Genomic DNA, 15,125 nt, shown 5'->3' on the forward strand with positions numbered 1-15,125 from the left:
GTCAGTTACTCGCGTAAGGGTCGTATTCGGATTGGAATTTGCCCGAGTCATTGGACTCAAGCTGCCAGCGTTGCTGCCCGAAGCGGCGCATCATGTATGCGTATCGGGTGGCCGAAAGGATGTCGTCGTTCAACTTGACGATCTTGCCGTTCTCGTCCCGGTGGTAACTCATCTTCTCGTCGAAGAAGTCCGACAGGTGGGAGAACACCTTGAATCGGCCGGTGGTCATTCGCTCGTACAACTCGACCAAGCCGATTTCCACGCCAACACCACCATCAGCCCAGGTGGCATGCACGTCGAGCATCTGCCAGCCAGCATCGACATAAGCCTTTTTCTGCTGCTCGCCTGATGACTTCTCGGACTGCAGCCCGTCAGAAGGCCATGCGGTTGGGATGTTTGCAGCCCAGGACTTGACGGTGCCCCACACAGTTGATGGCGTGACGCGGGACTTCTTCCAGGCATGGGCCAGGTAGATCACATCCGATTCGGTATCGATCCACAGTTGAACGTGTGCTTGAGGGTGATCCCAGCCGAAGTCCATGCCGTTGATGACGTAGAAGTGCGGCGGGCAAGGGAACGCCTGGCACTTAATATCCTCATCCGAAAAGTCGAATATCAAGCCGGTACCAAGCAACGGGAGCCCCTTAGAACGCATGTCTCGCTGCCACTCTGGGTACATACCTAGCAACTTGCGCTGAGTGTCAGCAGTCAAGTGCGGTGCATCTGCCCAGGTGGCGCGCTGGATGTATTGGCCCTCGGCTGGGCAGTCCATGAACTGAACAACCAGCTCGGTACGGCCATTCTCCGGGGTAAACGTCAAAATGCCGCGACCACCCAGGCCGCCGTCACCAGTCGCGGTACGGGTCAGCACTTGTGGGTAGATCGCTTTGTCTCTTGGCTCTTCGTCGATGTGGTACCAGTCGACGCTGTCGCCCATGATTGCGTGCTGGCCCTGGCTGTAGGACCAGAACTGCACTGTTGACTGGCTGCCGGACTTGTGCCGGACGGTGATCTGGCGCATTGCCCCGGATGTGCCGGTGGCTGACAGATGCGCAATGATTCGATCAGCAGGGATCAACCCGCCAGTCCACTTGCCGCCTTCAAGCGTGCCGAACAGCGGCGTCTGCAGCAGGTCGCGGGTCTTCTCCATGGAGAACCCAAGAAGCCAGCACATAGGCGCGTGGTCGAACTTGTGGCCTTCCCAGTCGTCTGGGTAATCACCCAGCAAGTGCATGGCATCGATCGTTAACCCGGTGCGCGTCTTGCCTACCCTGTTCGCCGCCATGAGCATGCATGACGTGTGATCGGCTGTAGCTCTTACAAACTTGCGCTGCCACTCATAGAGGGTTTCGAACTGGAGCAGGTGCCGCCTCTGTGCATCACGACGCGCTTTCTCCTCGAGCAACGCCAATAGCTCAAGCTTGTTAGCCCTGGCCTGCGAGCTTGGCGATTCTGCGATCAAGTTCTTCTTCCGTCAGTTGACTGCGGTCATCGCCTGGTTTCTCGGAGCCAACGTCGTAGGCCTGGCGCTCCAGCGTGACCAGAGTCTTCAGTGTCTCGCTCAGCTCTTTGATGATCTTGCTGCGGCCTGGAAGGCTGGCCATCTTCTCGGCAGCCTCCAATAGTGATGCAGGACCCTCATCGTCCTTAAGCTGGTCAATCAGCTCGCGCAAGGTGCAGTTCTCGTCAGTCATCGCCTCAAGCTCATCCAGCAGCTTGTTAGCCAGCCGTCGAGAGCGGCCAATGTCATTGCGATGCGCCATCCGGATGTTGGCAATGACTTGAGCATTCGCCTCTACGATTCCACGCTCGGTTACCAGAGCTTCCGTGGAAACCTGCGTGGAAACCTCTGCTTTGGAAACCAGCGAATCAGCCTTGGCTTGGATCTTCGCCTTTAGGTCACGATCCCAGCCGTTGGCCTTGGCTCGCTTATTGATTGCGGTATGCGATACCCCGCACGAGGCGGCTATTTCACGGACGGACAACACACCAGCCCGGTAGAGCTGTTCAATGCGCTCCCAGTCAGTTGGCTGCTTTTCGGTCATTACTCACCCGCCAACTCAGGCTTGTCGGTAGAGGGCTCTCCCGGATCAGCAGGCGCAGGCTCAGCAGGGATGACCTTAATCCACTCGAAAGAAACGAATATCGCTACAACTGCGCCACCATCGCCGATGAGGCGAAGCTGATCGCTCTGGGTGAAGGTAGTAGCCAGCACCTCATGAACTTCGCCGGCAGATTTGACTTGATACTTAATCATTGGAATGACCTCAGGGATTCGTAGGAGCGCTCACAGGCGAATCCGGCCCGGCGACTTGCGTCAAGCGCTGCTGCCAGTTCACCCGCATGGTTGTCAGCTTCTGTGCGCAGCTGGGCGAGCAGATCGGTAAGGTCGTCGATTGTCTTGCCTCTTGCGGCAAGGCGGGCACGGAGATTGGCGCGGTCGGCAAGCAGCTTGGCTTGTTGGTCGCGCAGGCTGTCACCCACAGCAACAAGCTCAGTAGCGTGAGCGTCATCGCTGATCTTTTGATTGGCTGCATCTGTGCGTACCCGCTCTATGGTTTGCTGTAGCTTCTTCTCTGTCTGCCGGGCCTGTTCGCTGGCTGCCTTGGCTTGACGTTCAATGTCTGCCACGTACTCGGCGTGAGAGGTCTGCGCGTTGTCCAGGCGGTGCGTCTGGATTCCCGCCACGATCACCAGCAACGCAATGGCGGCGATCAGGTACCGGATCATTGCGCGGCCATGCACTTGGCGTGACGGTCAAGCTGCCGCTGCCAGACGCCCCAACAGCGGTTGTTAGGCTTGCCGTTGATCTTGGTGCTGCAGTCGTAGCCGGCGGCGAACCGATACAGCAGCAGCGCTTCGCAGGCGCCTACGTAGTTGCCTTCCAACAGGTAACGTCGCGGTGAGCCCTTGCGCCAGGTGCCGCCGCCATACTGGCCGACAAAGTCCATGTAGAGATCGAACTCTTCCTGGTAGAGCTTCACGCCAGGCAGGCTGGCGGCGAACTCCTTCTCGGCCTGGGTGTTCAGGTTGCGGGCCAGGATCTCGGCCCGGGGCCGGGTGATAGTGTCGGTCATCTTGACCGCGGTACCGTCCTCCCAGCGTGTGGAGCCATAGCCAAGGGTAGGAACGTCGCCCTTGGTGGGAATCACCGCGTGATCGGTGAACCCCTCGCTGGCCTTCCAGGCGCCGAAGCCTGCCATGCTCATGGTCAGGAGACCTACGGCGATGCGCTGGCGAATGACGCTCATGACCGGCACTGATCGCGCAAGGCCTTGATGCGCTCCTGGCTCTCGGCATGTTCGCGCCGGTCACGACGAATCTGGAAGTACGTGCTGACCAGTAGGCCAAGCACTGCTACCACAACACCAGCGATACCAATCCAGTTCACCTGGGATAGCCAACCGACCATCCCAGCAGCACCACCCACAATCATGCCCTTATTGGCCACTGACGCACCTACCACCTCTACGATGCTCTCGGGCGTCGGGTTGGCCATGTCTCTACTCCTGCCTGGGGCTGCCATAGGGGCCTCCAGATAAAAAAAGCCCCGCACAGTGGCGAGGCTCAGGATTGAATTTCAGACACAAAAAAGCCCGACTCAATGGCCGGGCTTGTCTGGAGCGGTAAAACCGCAATATGGGGGTAATCTACTCCTGGCCGTTCAAACCGTCAACCGGCTTACTACGCCCTAACATCTCTTTGCAGTAGCGCAGAACGCCCATGTAGTTTTGATCGTTTCCAATCTCGGCCAGATCGAGCAGCTCGTCAGTTATTGAGAACCACTCGCCGCGCAGTCGGCTCTTCGAGAATATTGCGTGGAGTGTTGGCTCAAATATTGAAGGAGCTCGGAAGTGACAGAGCAGCGACAGCTTGCTCGGATTGGACACCTGCAACTCAGCCATTCTCTTCTTCACGTTATCTGCTCGACCTATCTTTACAGCGCCAGTCCCGCCACAGATGATGAAATAGATGTAAGTGAACGACTTGGCGTACCAAGAAAGCCCTGACTTGGCGAGTTGCTCACCCTCTCCAGGGCCATTTTGTCTGACTCTCGCAATATGCGATGTCTTTTCGATTTCATCGTCGATCATGCGCATGATTCGCTCGTTAACTGGGAGAGACTCATCGATATGAGCCCCCTTGCAGGCAAACGAGCGTTCGCACATGAGGCGTCTAGCCCTGTTTCGGATCATGCAGCCACCCCCATTTCCATGTAAGCCTCGACATAACCCTTGGCAGCGATCAGGTACTCGCGCACCTTTAGCCTAGGCTCGCCGACGATCCTGCCGACCTCGGCCAGGGTTCGATCAGACCTGTAAAAGATCACTACGCATTCGGCCGTCTTGGGGTAGCGCTTCGCCATCCTGGCCACAATCTGGTCAACCATGATCGCCTCTTCGTCAGTGATACATGCGGCCGGCAGGCTATCCATCTGCTCTACGTTGTCGCGCATCAGGACGTATGAAGGGGATGTGCAGCGCGGAACGCCTACCTGTTGACGGCTCCAGCGGCCCCACTGGGTCAGAAGTTCTTCTGCGTCTCTCATGCTGCACCTGCCTTCAACATGTCGGAATTGATTGTCAGACGCCCTACTTCGCCGTATGCCTTGTGATAGGTGATTACCTTGGCGTCTCGACCACTGATCCACCCGCCGCGGCTTGCGTAAGCATCAGGGGCGGCCAGGGTGCGGTGCTGCTCCACGATCATCAGGTTGTTTTCCTTGACGTCGACGTGGTGCAGATGGCCCAGGTGCGCATAGCTGTGCTTGGTGCGCCCAAATACGTCCCGGAACTTGGCCACGAACACGTCAGCTACTGCCGTCGGCTTCTTCTTGTGCCCGTGGTGGAAGAACAGGCTGGTCTGGCCGTGTTCGACGCAGTAGTACGGGTCGGGGCTTCGGTCTACAGTGATGCGCGGCTCGTTCTCGTAGATGGCCGAGAACCATTCACGCAACCAGATAGAGCTGGCGGTGTCGTGGTTTCCCTCAGCCATCAGCACATGAACACGCTGGTGCTTGGTGAGCAGCATGTCTACGACGCGGCGGGTTACCCGGATTGCCACACGAACCAGCTTCTGAAAACGGGTGTCAGCGTCGAGCAGGTGCTTGCTGGCTGGGGTCACGGCATCGAGGCCGTCCCAATGAAGGTAATCCCCGAGCTGTGCGAAAACGCCTATCTCGGCGTCCGGAGCCATACGGATTGCCTCGGCGAACCAGGCCACGAGCTGGTGCTCGGCAATGCTAAGGTCGTAGTCGGCGCCAGTTTCCTCGTGCCAGGACAAAAGGCCCAGATGATAGTCGGTGATGACGTAGCAGTTCAGTAGGTCTGCGTTGCAAGCGCTCGGTGCTGGCGTGAAAGACATCCGCGGCAGGTCTTCACCCATGGCCGCAATAGCCGCTTCCATAATCTCGCGCTGTCGCTCCTCATCCGTTGTGGTCTTTACCCACTGAAGGACTGGAGCTTTCACGCCATCCTTGTACAAGCTCGATGTGCCTTTCAAGCGGAACCCATCCGGCACAATGTGAGTCATGTCGTGTTCCGGGCTCCAACCCTTGCGAACCATGCGCGCCTTGCGTTTGGCTAAGGTACGCAAGTGAATTCCGAGGTGAGCTGCAGCCTCTGGCCGGCTCATTGTCTTCAGCGCCTCGATGATCTGCTCGTCGGTGACCTTTGGCTCGTTCATTGGGCGTCTCCGGCGATGGTGTAGTGCGTTGGGGCCTTGTCTTCGTGCATGGCCTTGAGGCGCGCCACGTGAGGTGTCAGCGAACTGATCAGCTCTCGGTATCCGCCAGGGTGCATGCGGTCGTCGTTGAGCTTCCCAGCTGCCTCCGCGTCGACAATGATTGCCAGACAGGCGAGCGCGTGGGCCAAGTGTGGAAGGCCGCTATCTGGATCAATTGCCTCCCCTTCGAACCATGCGTTCAGGTGGCGGCTGGCGGCGTCGTAGTAAATCGAAGCGCGGATACCTACGGCTCGGAAATTGGAGCGGCCGTATTTGAGCATCCCATCCAGAAGGCCCAGGCTTCCAAGCGCTGTGGCAGTTACTGGCCAAAGATGCAGCGGCAACTTACCGCTGCCGATGAGATCCTTAGGGTTCGACGGTTTCAATTCGCTCATGCTGCCTTCCCCACCTTCTGTTTGTTCAGATGTTCAACACATGCCGCCTTGGCCTGGTCCAGCTCCTTGCCCGATTGCAGGATTTTCCCTTTCGGGCAGCGGCACACGTACGCGTGGCCGACTTCCAGGGCGTACTTGCTGATCAGGTAGCCCTCTTCAGATGAAATGCAGTACTTGCTGACTGGCTTCCAGATCATGCTGCAGCCCTCTTGAGTTCTTTGGTCTTTGCCCGGTATTCGGCGGTGATGGCCTTGAGGTCTTCGACGGTGTAGCGCCGCGGCTCAGAGGGCCCCAATAGGGCCTCAACCGCTTCAACACCAATCCGGCGCTCAAGCTCTGGCCGGTATCCAAGGATGTTTCCGCTCAGGTGGTTGTTGCAGACCGAACAGGCCTTGTGCACGTTGAGCGGGTTGAAGCGGTGCTCTGGCGATGAGCCGACGCTGCGGAAGTGAGAGGCGTGCCATTGGCCGGCCCAGGTCGCGGGCTTGTCGCAGCTCACGCACCCCATGGCGGCGTCACGCAAGCGCACCCAAGCGTTAAACGCGGCCTGGGCCTCACGCATGTACTGGCCTTTAGGCTTAACGCGCTCCTTTGCGGCTCTCAGCTCCTTGCGCCCTACTTCGGCCAGCGACTTCCGCGCCTTGTCCTGGTTCACTTCCTTGATCGCAAGGCCACACCTTGGGCTGCATACGGCCTGCCCCAGGCGCTGAGGGACGAATGAGGCCCCGCATGCTGGGTTCTTGCACTTCTTCGGGCGGGGTTGTTTGGCTGGGAGGCTCATAAGCACCTCCGCATCTTCACGTTGCCGCACACTGCGCATTGAAGGTTGAACCAAGTCCCATTCTTGAACTGATCGCTGTCCACGTAGGTGAGCTTGTAAGGCCCTTTGTCGATGACCTTCCACTCATGGACCCCGAAGAAGCACCAAAGCTTTGCGGAAAGATTCATGCCGGCACCTCCTTGGCTTTCTGCTGCTCAGGAGTGAAGTCGCCGCGCAGGGGCATCAGGTATCGCTCCTGAACTAGGGATATACCGCCAAGGTCAATGTGGACCGCCTGAAGAGTCATCGCAGAAAGTCCAGGCGCCTCGACCATCCAGCATTCAGGGCCTTTATTCACAGCCCGACTACCATCCGGAAGGTTGAAACAATCATTCGTGCGCAGCTTGATGACCAACTCGACAGCCATCCCGATATTTGGGGATGTTCCCTTGCTTGAGCTTACGATCAGCGCCAGGTCGCCCGGCTTGAATTGATGGCTCATGCTGCTTGCTCCCACTGCTCGGGCATCTGGCCCTTCGGTTCGCTAAAGCGCCATGTATGGCCTTTGTGAGATTTGATCTTCCCGGCACAGCACCGGCTGATGCTGCAGCTAGAAAATCCAGCGCGAACTGCATCCATCCCGCTAGGGAACAATTTCTCTATGCCTGTAGCAATTTCAGTCGCGACGACTGCTTTTGAGGCTTTGTTCGCAGAGCCAAATTTTCCAAGGCCATTCGCCTTTCGTCCGTTATGAGAGAACCCGTGGGCAACATTTTCTGAATGCGTTACCCACTCAAGATTCTCCGCTCGGTTATCTGTACGGATGCCATTTTTGTGATTGATGATCAGGCCTTCCTTGAACCCCGAGCAAAAAGCTAGAGCTACAAGTTGATGAACAGAACGCCTCTCCTTTTTAGATAGAGAAACCTGCAAGTAACCAGTTTTCTTGGCAGGAAACGGTTTAAGCACTTTCCCAGGCAGGAATCTTTCGTAAGCTGACGATCTGCGGCTAGCAGCTTGAAAGACTGTCCGATCCTTGCTGCGTACCAACCCAGATGAACAGACTTCATACCCAGGGCAGAACGAAATTTCTTTCCAGGTATCAGCCATCAGTACCGTCCTCCCCAATTGTCTTTCTGCGTCCAGCGCACCTGGTGCTCGGCGCCGAACGCCATAACCCACTCGATCAGCTCTCCGCACTGCTTCACGGTGAGCTTGCTTGTGCGCTCATAGATGACGTCGAAGCCGTTACCGTCTACCGCTGGGATCATCTGCGGCTTGTCGCCCGTCTCGCGCAACCAGGCGGCCGTCAGAAGGCGTTTCCAGATCAGGACATCCCACTTCTTGCCGGCGTGCTCGACCTGGGCAGCGATATCAGCCAGGGCCGCGTGCAGGGCCTTGTTCTGCTCAACGCTTCGGTCCACATCAGTGATGGCCAGCTTCTTGGGTTTGGTCAGGTCGAGCCCGGCGATGTAGCCCATCGCCTTGGTGCGCTCTGATTCGTTGCGGATCTGGAGGCTGGTCATGGCTGCTCTCCCTTGGACAGGGCGGCGCGGGCGGCGTCAACGTAGACTGACTCTCCAGGCTCTAGATCGCTCCAATGCTCAAGCAGCGGCTTAAGCGCCTTGCGCAGCGCCTCGTTCTCGGCGATCAGGGCCAGGACTGCGGATGGGCTGGTTGCAAGCCTGTAATCGGTGCTCCAACTGCATCCTGGCTTATTTGCAGCCTCGGCCAGCCGCTTCAGCTCTGCGTAGTCAGCAAGGTCTTGCGTCTTCACTTCTACGAAATCAGTCATCAGAAACCCTCCTTGCCCCGCTGCGATTCCCACTCGAACGGAACGACGATCACGCCGCCCTCTCTGAGGCGATCTGTGCAACGCTCGCCGATTGCCGAGGCCAGCGCCTTCGCGTCCAAGTTGGAAACGATGACGGTGGGTCGCAGCTCCTCGTAACGGCCGTTGATGATTGAGAACAGCGTGGTCAGCTCGAAGTCGCTAGGCTTTTCCTTGCTGACGCCGATCTCGTCCAGGACCAGCAGCGAGGGGCTGATCAGGCTCGCGAGGATCTGGCTTTCGCTTTTCTCACTGGCGTTGTCGTATGTGGCGCGGATGGCCTGGAGCACTGCGCCGACGGTGCGATACACGGCTGTCGCGGTGGTGGTCGCCATGACCTCGTTGGCGATTGCCACGGCAAGGTGCGTCTTTCCGGTACCGGGCTTGCCCAACAGCAGCAAGCAGCGGCCAGACTCGGCAATGACTGGAAACTCGGCAGCGTAGCGGCGACAGGTGTTCAGGGCCTTGCGTTGCTCGGTCGTCTTCGCAACGTACTGGTCAAAGGTTTTGCCCGAGAAACGCTTAGGTATCAGAGCTGCACCAAGCTTTTCGGCCATCCGGATGCGCAGCGCAGTCGATTCCTGAACCTGGCGCCGCGACTCCTCTTCCTCGGCACGGATGCGGCTGCACTCAGGGCAACCAGATTTGAGATCCCGCCCCAGCACCGAATAGACCTTCTGCTCGTACGCACCATGGGTTTCACAGGTGGCCGGCTGAATTCGGGTTCCTGGCGGATAGGCCTGAGCTGGCATGGCGACAACGTTCTCAGAAGCCATAGCTGCCGTCCTCCCGCTGGATCAGGCCGGCGGTGTAGTCGCGCTCAGCAAAGCCGGTGTGGCGGGACTGCACCGGCACTTGCTGGGCGTTATCGCGGATACGGTTGATCACCCAGGACGCCTTGAATCCCTGCCATCCAGCGGACAAGGCCTCGGTGATTGCGGTCGATGCCGAGATTCCGGCTTCGGCGCATTTGGCCAGTTCGGTGTTCACGGTTGACCAGACTGTGAAGGTAACGGCGGCCTTCTTGGCTTTGCGCTGGGCCAGCCAGTCGGAGAGGAGTTGCTCGGGTACTTGGTGCGGATTGTCGGCCAGCAACTGGGTCAGGCCGAACTGAGCCTTGCGATCAGGTTTCGGCTCGACTGGCAGTTCAGCCTGAGCTGTGGGGGGGGATGTAATATCTTCCGAAGGAAGATTTACATAGGGGGTTTTATTCTTGGAATAAAGAAGGGAGTCGTCGGTTTTGGTCTGTTTCGCAGTAGATCCGATTCGGACGATTTGAGCCGAGTCAGACGATTTGGTCTGTTTCGGATCTTCAACGAAAACCCATTCTTTCGGGTCGCACAGACCGATATCGCCACGCGCCCCGCCCTCGCGGAACAGCACACGACGGCGCAGAAGGCCAGAGATAGCCTTGGAAACAGTGTCAGGGTGAATGTGGGTAGCCTTAGCGATTGCCGTGGCTGGAATGCGCTGAGCGCCCTCGTTGAAGTTCAAGGTGGCCTTGGCCACATACAGCACGATCTTCATCTCGCGAGCGGACAGGTCGATAGCCATCAGGCCATCCATCAGCTGATTGTCCATCCGGGTAAACCCCCCGGTGTTGCGTAATGGGACGATGTTTGTCATGATTCTTCTCGCTGAACTGCTGTTGAAAGAGCCGACCTCGTCCGTCGGCTTTTTTGTGCCTGGAATTCAGGCTCTGCTTAGGCCCTATTCAGGCCTACCTCCGGAACGGCGTTACCGTCCCTCGTGGCGCACGAGGCGCCGTTCTCTTCTTCAGCTCTTCCTGGATCAGCCTTGCTGCCAGCACTCCAGGGTCTACTCCCCGCTTCAGCGCCTCAGCCTTGAGCAGCCCGTCGAACTCTTCATCCAGGGGGACAGGAGTCATTCGTTCGGCCATAGAGCCTCCTTCGGCTCTTCAGGCCGCTGTTGTTTTGCCTGTATCGTCGCCGTGTACCTCGGAAAGCATGTTGCGCAGGCTGGCTTCGAGTAACTCGCGGGCCAGGACTGCCTTTTGCGTGCGGTGAAACTTCGCCAGGGACCTCAGAAGGTCGTCGGTGTCTTGATCCAGTCGAACGCGTGTGACCTGGTCGTGCAGATGGCTGCGGTCGTCGTAAGCCATACGGGTAAAGCTCCTTGTTTTCAGAAAGGGTTAAGCGGCTTTCGGCCCACTGTCGGAATCAACTTTGAGAATTCCGCCAGTGAGTTTTTCGAGTTCGTGCTGCCGGAGCTTTGGGACGATCTCGCCCCATTGAGCAACGGCCGCATAAGAGATACCCAGGGCTTTTGCCAGCTTTGGGATTCCCTTGAAGTGCTCTATTGCTTGAGTTCGAGTCATAAAGGTTCTCCGTATGATACGGAGATATGTAAGCACACTTACACTATTGTATGCAAGCATGCTGCTACAGCACGCTTGTACTATCGGGCGTATGACTATTACTGATCGGATCAACCAGCTTCTGCTGGAAAATGGCGTGAAATCGCGGAGCATTCGCCCGACGCTTGCACGCATCTGTGGGATTAGCTATTCGGCAGTCAGCCAGTGGTACTCAGGTACGACTGGGAGCATCAAGCACGAGAATCTGCAGGCCATTGCAAAGGCCTATGGGAGTTCTGTTGATTGGCTGCTCACCGGCTCAACGCCGAAACATTCTGAAACCTTGCAGGAAAATTTCAGATCAGAATTGACACCAGATCAGCCTAATGCGATCTATCATCCCATGGCGGCATCGGTGCCTTTAATCAACTGGACTTCTGTTGATCACTGGTGCAGCTCGGCAGTTTCTGCCGGCGCGACGGAGATTCGTATGGCCTGTCCTGACGAGATAGGCCCTCGCGGTTTTGCGTTAGCCGTTGAGGGCGATGCAATGAGGAATCCGAACGCAAACGAAGACAGCTACCCAAACAGCACCATTATTTTTGTAGATCCAGATATGAAGGGCTCGGTAGGAAGCCCGGTATTGGTTCTACAGCCTAGGGAAGCAGTACCTATATTCCGGATTCTCACGAGAGACGCAGGAAAGGACATCCTGAAACCACTGAATCCTCAGTACCCAATCATCATGCTTGGGGAAGAAGACAAGGTGCTTGGCGTTGTAATCGGCTACTACAGAAAGCCAGCAGCGCATTGAGTCATCGCTAAGTATCATGGAGTTTCTTAGCTGACTACACAGCAGCAGTCACTGAGGAGGATGGTAGATGCCAGTTATTCCTAAGAGATTTACTGTCAGTTCTCCCAGAAAGGGGGCCTCTTGAAAGCAGCAATTTCGCTCGTCACACTTTCAATTGCTTTCGGCTACATGGCCTTGATTCCTAGCGCAATCCTTCCTAAGCCTTACGGTTTGTGGATCTCAATCCCATTGATATTTGTTGGCTTCTTCTCTGCCATCGGAATATCGATGAGGATCTCTGAAGGAAGGATGAGCAGTTTACGCGACCTGGTTAGCTCGCTACGCGAAGGAAGAGACATGCTAATTTCTTGGTCTATCTACATGATGGCCATGATTGTCATCACAGGCGTGATATCCCTTATAGCTAACGCGCTATAGATCCACAGCCTCCAGTCCAAAACGAACCCGACCAACGTGTCGGGTTTTTCTTTGCCAAAAATTATTTTGTGAAGCGTACTTGCATTTAACTTTAAGCAGGCTTATATTTTTTCTCAACGCCGGCCAACGCCGGCCAGCAACAAAAGGTTTAGCGAGGTCGAGCCTCAATTCGACCCACGGGTAAAAGCGATCAGTGATCGCGCCTCGACCCGGCCGGAGCAGCTTAGATCCGTGCGAGAACAAGAGTGCAGTCGGGAAGAGCCGCGGACTGCTTAACAACGGAGTGCGAACTGGACAAGGTCCAGGTGGTATCGGATGCGCACTGACAACACAAAGCCCAGGGCTGACGCCAGCAGCGGGCCCAGGCGGAAAGCATCACTGAGCAGCCTTCTTGCGAGGGCTGCTTGGGATGACAACCGGGAGATAAAGAAATGCCAACGAAGCGCGGAAGCGAAATTCAAATAGGTGACGTGATCTTCCTGGGTCTTGGTGACCGAACTGGGAGGGTCATCGATTTCAAGGCCCACCCAAGACTTGCAGAGATGCACCCGGGCTTGACGGCCAGAGTAGCGGTAACCGATCGAGGATCAATCACGATCATCGACCAGCAGCCAATACGCATCCCAGCTTGATTCAAGCTGCCCGATCCCTGGTACTCCCCAGCACCAGGGCGCATCGGGGTGTGATCTGAACTGCCAGCAGACATTAAGGCGCTGGCACCTAGCCGAGATACGAGGGTTCGCAACCTCGGGAAGAAAGCGAGACCACGACCAGGCAGCGAGAAATCACCGGAGCGTGGCTTGAGGGGGCGCACTCAGAGGCGCAAAGCGGGGCTTGCCTTCCGCACAGATCACACCCCGATGCGAAGAGTCGCATCATTTTGTTGTGAAACTACCCGGCGAGCGGCCGCCACTGATGCCGCGCTCAAGAGGATAAGACCATGTAAACCATCCAAACGACCTTCCCAGCGAAGGCGCTCTTCACATCCGGAGGCGTTTGTGAAGCAAAAAGAAAGCCCGGGGAATCCTCGGGCTTTTTCATTCCCGCCTTTACCCGTCAGCACTCCCCGGCGCCCATCGGCAAACAGCCGTGCGTGAGTGCTGACGAATACAGGTGAATCAACGAATGGAGAGAGTCATGAGCATTCAAGATGGAGGCCCAGCCTTCCCGGTCGCGGATTACGACCACATGGTTTTTCAGCCGGCGACGGTTGCCGAAACGAAGCGTGATTTGTCTGGAATGAGCTTGCGCGACCACTTCGCTGCCAAGGCGCTTCAAGGCCTGCTGGCGTGGCCTGGGGATGATTCCAATGGCAGCTATCACTCGAATAGCGATCCGGGCCATACCGCCAGCATGGCCTATGAGTACGCAGACGCCATGCTCGCCGCCCGTTCCGCCTAACCCCAAACACTGGAGGTCGCCATGTACAGCTTCATGCAACCGCCTGATCCCCCTGAATTAGGCCACTGCCTTACCTGCAATAGGATCATCCACATCGACGACAAGCGCGGCGACCACTGCATTGACTGTGATGAGCCTGAGACAGGCAAGTGCCTTTGCGGGAAGCGCGGCGAGATCAACTGGGACGACGGCACTGAGCGTCGTTACTACTGCTACAGCGGTCCTGACTGCTGCCCATAACTGGAGGTCGCCATGAGCGACTGGATCAAGGTAAGCGACAGGCTGCCAGAGCCAGACACGCTTGTTCTTTGCACGTCCGAGTTCTTTGGTGCAGGGGACTGGCGCTGCGCAGTCGGCGCGATAGACCGAAATAACAATTATTGCTGGTGGCTCAAGGGAGCTTCCTGGACACCAACTCACTGGCAGCCACTTCCCTCACCGCCCACCGAGTAACCCGACATGCGCAACAAATACCCCGGCACCTGCTACCGGTGCGGACAGCGCGTAGAGGCTGGCCAAGGCCACTTTGAGCGTCACGCCGGTGGCTGGCGCACTCAGCATGCCGATTGCGCCATAAAGGCCAGACAGGCCAAGCAGGACAACCGATAACGCAGCCCTGGAGGCACCCATGAACACTGCAATGCAGATATGCCAAGCCCGGTATGACGCCATGCTGCCTCCGGAGCCGGTTGATAATTCGGAGGCTGAACGGATCTGGGTCGACAACGCGACCTATGACCTGCTGGACGGCCAAGATGTGAAGTTCCAACGCCGGATGCGCAAACCCCAGGGTGTGACGCATGAGCAGTTTTCCCAGGCGGTTGATGAGTACGTGATGGCAAACGTAAGCAGTCCATCAGTAATCGGCCGACTGGTCCTTGCCGCGATACGCAGAGATACGTCAGACGCCCAGGGCGCTGCTATAGAGGCTCTCTGTGCCCCAGACCCCAAGGAAGCACTCCGCGAGATTGCACGCATCCTCCTGCGCCCTCTCGCTGCGGATGGTCTGATTGCCCAGGCCGAGGATGACGAGCTATGAGCCCTCATGACATTGCTGTGAAAACCATAGAGGCATCCATTGAAACGATGCTTCTGCCCGGCGCCGGCCCTATCGAAGAAGCCAAAGCAGAGACGACCATCGTCAACTACTTCTCGATCCTGGTCATCAGTGCCGACGAATTCAAACACTACTGTGAGCGCGTTCGGCGGATAGTCGAGCGGCGAAAGGAGGCAGCATGACTACTGCACCAGTTAAATCTCTGATCGACGAACAGCTTGAGCAGATCGAACGTAGCCTTGCGATTGTCAGCGCCGGGGTTCCTCGAAACTTGCCTGTTTCTGCGCTGCCTCCAGCCCTGGCAGAAGCCATCAAGAATGGTCGGGTCGCCATCAGGCCACGGCCATGACCTCCCGCCAGCGCGCCCGGCGAATCCTGATCTGGCGCGGCTCCCTCCCCGTTCTACTCA

26 protein-coding genes are annotated in these 15,125 nt (G+C 57.3%); 6 read left to right on the forward strand and 20 right to left on the reverse strand.

Annotated elements, in window-relative coordinates:
• Window position 1: 1 nt before the first annotated feature.
• The 20 genes from KHO49_RS16465 to KHO49_RS16560 all read right to left on the reverse strand — a co-directional run bounded on the left by KHO49_RS16465 (window position 2) and on the right by KHO49_RS16560 (window position 11,048).
• Window positions 2-1,462: a phage terminase large subunit family protein gene (locus KHO49_RS16465; RefSeq protein WP_249735663.1), complete on the reverse strand. Its 1,461-nt coding sequence runs from the start codon at window positions 1,460-1,462 to the stop codon at window positions 2-4.
• Entirely contained in the window at window positions 1,425-2,045 is a 621-nt protein-coding gene (locus KHO49_RS16470) for a hypothetical protein (RefSeq protein WP_213665349.1), read from the reverse strand. Before KHO49_RS16470 ends, KHO49_RS16465 begins: the two co-directional genes overlap by 38 nt.
• The gene (locus KHO49_RS16475) at window positions 2,045-2,257 is read right to left on the reverse strand and encodes a hypothetical protein (RefSeq protein ID WP_213665350.1); all 213 of its coding nucleotides are present in this window, start codon (window positions 2,255-2,257) and stop codon (window positions 2,045-2,047) included. The genes KHO49_RS16470 and KHO49_RS16475 overlap by 1 nt, the downstream gene beginning before the upstream one ends.
• Window positions 2,254-2,730, reverse strand: a complete 477-nt coding sequence (locus tag KHO49_RS16480) for a DUF2514 family protein (RefSeq protein WP_213665351.1) — start codon at window positions 2,728-2,730, stop codon at window positions 2,254-2,256. Before KHO49_RS16480 ends, KHO49_RS16475 begins: the two co-directional genes overlap by 4 nt.
• Window positions 2,727-3,251 carry a glycoside hydrolase family protein gene (locus KHO49_RS16485; RefSeq protein WP_213665352.1) on the reverse strand — a complete coding sequence of 175 codons (525 nt, stop codon included), beginning with the start codon at window positions 3,249-3,251 and terminating at the stop codon, window positions 2,727-2,729. The genes KHO49_RS16480 and KHO49_RS16485 overlap by 4 nt, the downstream gene beginning before the upstream one ends.
• Window positions 3,248-3,499 (reverse strand): holin, encoded by a 252-nt coding sequence (locus tag KHO49_RS16490; protein ID WP_213665353.1) that lies wholly within the window; start codon window positions 3,497-3,499, stop codon window positions 3,248-3,250. Before KHO49_RS16490 ends, KHO49_RS16485 begins: the two co-directional genes overlap by 4 nt.
• 151 nt (window positions 3,500-3,650) lie before the next feature.
• Window positions 3,651-4,100 (reverse strand): GIY-YIG nuclease family protein, encoded by a 450-nt coding sequence (locus KHO49_RS16495; RefSeq protein ID WP_213665354.1) that lies wholly within the window; start codon window positions 4,098-4,100, stop codon window positions 3,651-3,653.
• Between the two features lie 92 nt (window positions 4,101-4,192).
• Window positions 4,193-4,549 (reverse strand): antiterminator Q family protein, encoded by a 357-nt coding sequence (locus tag KHO49_RS16500; RefSeq protein WP_213665355.1) that lies wholly within the window; start codon window positions 4,547-4,549, stop codon window positions 4,193-4,195.
• Entirely contained in the window at window positions 4,546-5,685 is a 1,140-nt protein-coding gene (locus KHO49_RS16505; protein ID WP_213665356.1) for a winged helix-turn-helix domain-containing protein, read from the reverse strand. The genes KHO49_RS16500 and KHO49_RS16505 overlap by 4 nt, the downstream gene beginning before the upstream one ends.
• A complete protein-coding gene (locus tag KHO49_RS16510; protein ID WP_213665357.1) occupies window positions 5,682-6,119 on the reverse strand; it encodes a dATP/dGTP diphosphohydrolase domain-containing protein in 438 nt (145 codons plus the stop codon). The genes KHO49_RS16505 and KHO49_RS16510 overlap by 4 nt, the downstream gene beginning before the upstream one ends.
• Window positions 6,116-6,316 carry a hypothetical protein gene (locus KHO49_RS16515; RefSeq protein ID WP_213665358.1) on the reverse strand — a complete coding sequence of 67 codons (201 nt, stop codon included), beginning with the start codon at window positions 6,314-6,316 and terminating at the stop codon, window positions 6,116-6,118. Before KHO49_RS16515 ends, KHO49_RS16510 begins: the two co-directional genes overlap by 4 nt.
• Window positions 6,313-6,900 (reverse strand): recombination protein NinG, encoded by a 588-nt coding sequence (locus KHO49_RS16520; protein WP_213665359.1) that lies wholly within the window; start codon window positions 6,898-6,900, stop codon window positions 6,313-6,315. Before KHO49_RS16520 ends, KHO49_RS16515 begins: the two co-directional genes overlap by 4 nt.
• A 163-nt stretch (window positions 6,901-7,063) precedes the next feature.
• A complete protein-coding gene (locus KHO49_RS16525) occupies window positions 7,064-7,381 on the reverse strand; it encodes a hypothetical protein (RefSeq protein ID WP_213665360.1) in 318 nt (105 codons plus the stop codon).
• Complete coding sequence (locus KHO49_RS16530) at window positions 7,378-7,989, reverse strand: NUMOD4 motif-containing HNH endonuclease (RefSeq protein WP_213665361.1); 612 nt, start codon at window positions 7,987-7,989, stop codon at window positions 7,378-7,380. Before KHO49_RS16530 ends, KHO49_RS16525 begins: the two co-directional genes overlap by 4 nt.
• Window positions 7,989-8,405, reverse strand: coding sequence for a recombination protein NinB (locus KHO49_RS16535; protein ID WP_213665362.1), 417 nt, complete (start codon window positions 8,403-8,405; stop codon window positions 7,989-7,991). The genes KHO49_RS16530 and KHO49_RS16535 overlap by 1 nt, the downstream gene beginning before the upstream one ends.
• Window positions 8,402-8,674 carry a hypothetical protein gene (locus KHO49_RS16540; RefSeq protein WP_213665363.1) on the reverse strand — a complete coding sequence of 91 codons (273 nt, stop codon included), beginning with the start codon at window positions 8,672-8,674 and terminating at the stop codon, window positions 8,402-8,404. Before KHO49_RS16540 ends, KHO49_RS16535 begins: the two co-directional genes overlap by 4 nt.
• The gene (locus KHO49_RS16545) at window positions 8,674-9,486 is read right to left on the reverse strand and encodes an ATP-binding protein (RefSeq protein ID WP_213665364.1); all 813 of its coding nucleotides are present in this window, start codon (window positions 9,484-9,486) and stop codon (window positions 8,674-8,676) included. Before KHO49_RS16545 ends, KHO49_RS16540 begins: the two co-directional genes overlap by 1 nt.
• A complete protein-coding gene (locus KHO49_RS16550; RefSeq protein WP_213665365.1) occupies window positions 9,476-10,336 on the reverse strand; it encodes a replication protein in 861 nt (286 codons plus the stop codon). Before KHO49_RS16550 ends, KHO49_RS16545 begins: the two co-directional genes overlap by 11 nt.
• 292 nt (window positions 10,337-10,628) lie before the next feature.
• The gene (locus tag KHO49_RS16555) at window positions 10,629-10,832 is read right to left on the reverse strand and encodes a hypothetical protein (protein ID WP_016967649.1); all 204 of its coding nucleotides are present in this window, start codon (window positions 10,830-10,832) and stop codon (window positions 10,629-10,631) included.
• 30 nt (window positions 10,833-10,862) lie between these two features.
• Window positions 10,863-11,048: a Cro/CI family transcriptional regulator gene (locus tag KHO49_RS16560; protein ID WP_213665366.1), complete on the reverse strand. Its 186-nt coding sequence runs from the start codon at window positions 11,046-11,048 to the stop codon at window positions 10,863-10,865.
• A 91-nt stretch (window positions 11,049-11,139) separates the two neighbouring features.
• Between KHO49_RS16560 and KHO49_RS16565 the strand changes: the two genes are divergently transcribed.
• From KHO49_RS16565 to KHO49_RS16590, 6 genes are all read left to right on the forward strand, one after another.
• Window positions 11,140-11,841: a LexA family protein gene (locus KHO49_RS16565; RefSeq protein ID WP_213665367.1), complete on the forward strand. Its 702-nt coding sequence runs from the start codon at window positions 11,140-11,142 to the stop codon at window positions 11,839-11,841.
• A gap of 1,554 nt (window positions 11,842-13,395) precedes the next feature.
• The gene (locus KHO49_RS16570; RefSeq protein ID WP_213665368.1) at window positions 13,396-13,659 is read left to right on the forward strand and encodes a hypothetical protein; all 264 of its coding nucleotides are present in this window, start codon (window positions 13,396-13,398) and stop codon (window positions 13,657-13,659) included.
• A 252-nt stretch (window positions 13,660-13,911) separates the two neighbouring features.
• Window positions 13,912-14,112 (forward strand): DUF551 domain-containing protein, encoded by a 201-nt coding sequence (locus KHO49_RS31525; protein WP_213665369.1) that lies wholly within the window; start codon window positions 13,912-13,914, stop codon window positions 14,110-14,112.
• Window positions 14,113-14,287: 175 nt separating this feature from the next.
• Complete coding sequence (locus tag KHO49_RS16580) at window positions 14,288-14,698, forward strand: hypothetical protein (RefSeq protein WP_213665370.1); 411 nt, start codon at window positions 14,288-14,290, stop codon at window positions 14,696-14,698.
• Window positions 14,695-14,898, forward strand: coding sequence for a hypothetical protein (locus KHO49_RS16585; protein WP_213665371.1), 204 nt, complete (start codon window positions 14,695-14,697; stop codon window positions 14,896-14,898). The genes KHO49_RS16580 and KHO49_RS16585 overlap by 4 nt, the downstream gene beginning before the upstream one ends.
• A complete protein-coding gene (locus KHO49_RS16590) occupies window positions 14,895-15,065 on the forward strand; it encodes a hypothetical protein (protein WP_213665372.1) in 171 nt (56 codons plus the stop codon). The genes KHO49_RS16585 and KHO49_RS16590 overlap by 4 nt, the downstream gene beginning before the upstream one ends.
• Window positions 15,066-15,125: the final 60 nt, after the last annotated feature.

Origin of the sequence: Pseudomonas sp. RC4D1, from assembly GCF_018390395.1 — a bacterium.
GTDB classification, from domain to species: Bacteria; Pseudomonadota; Gammaproteobacteria; order Pseudomonadales; family Pseudomonadaceae; genus Aquipseudomonas; species Aquipseudomonas danubii.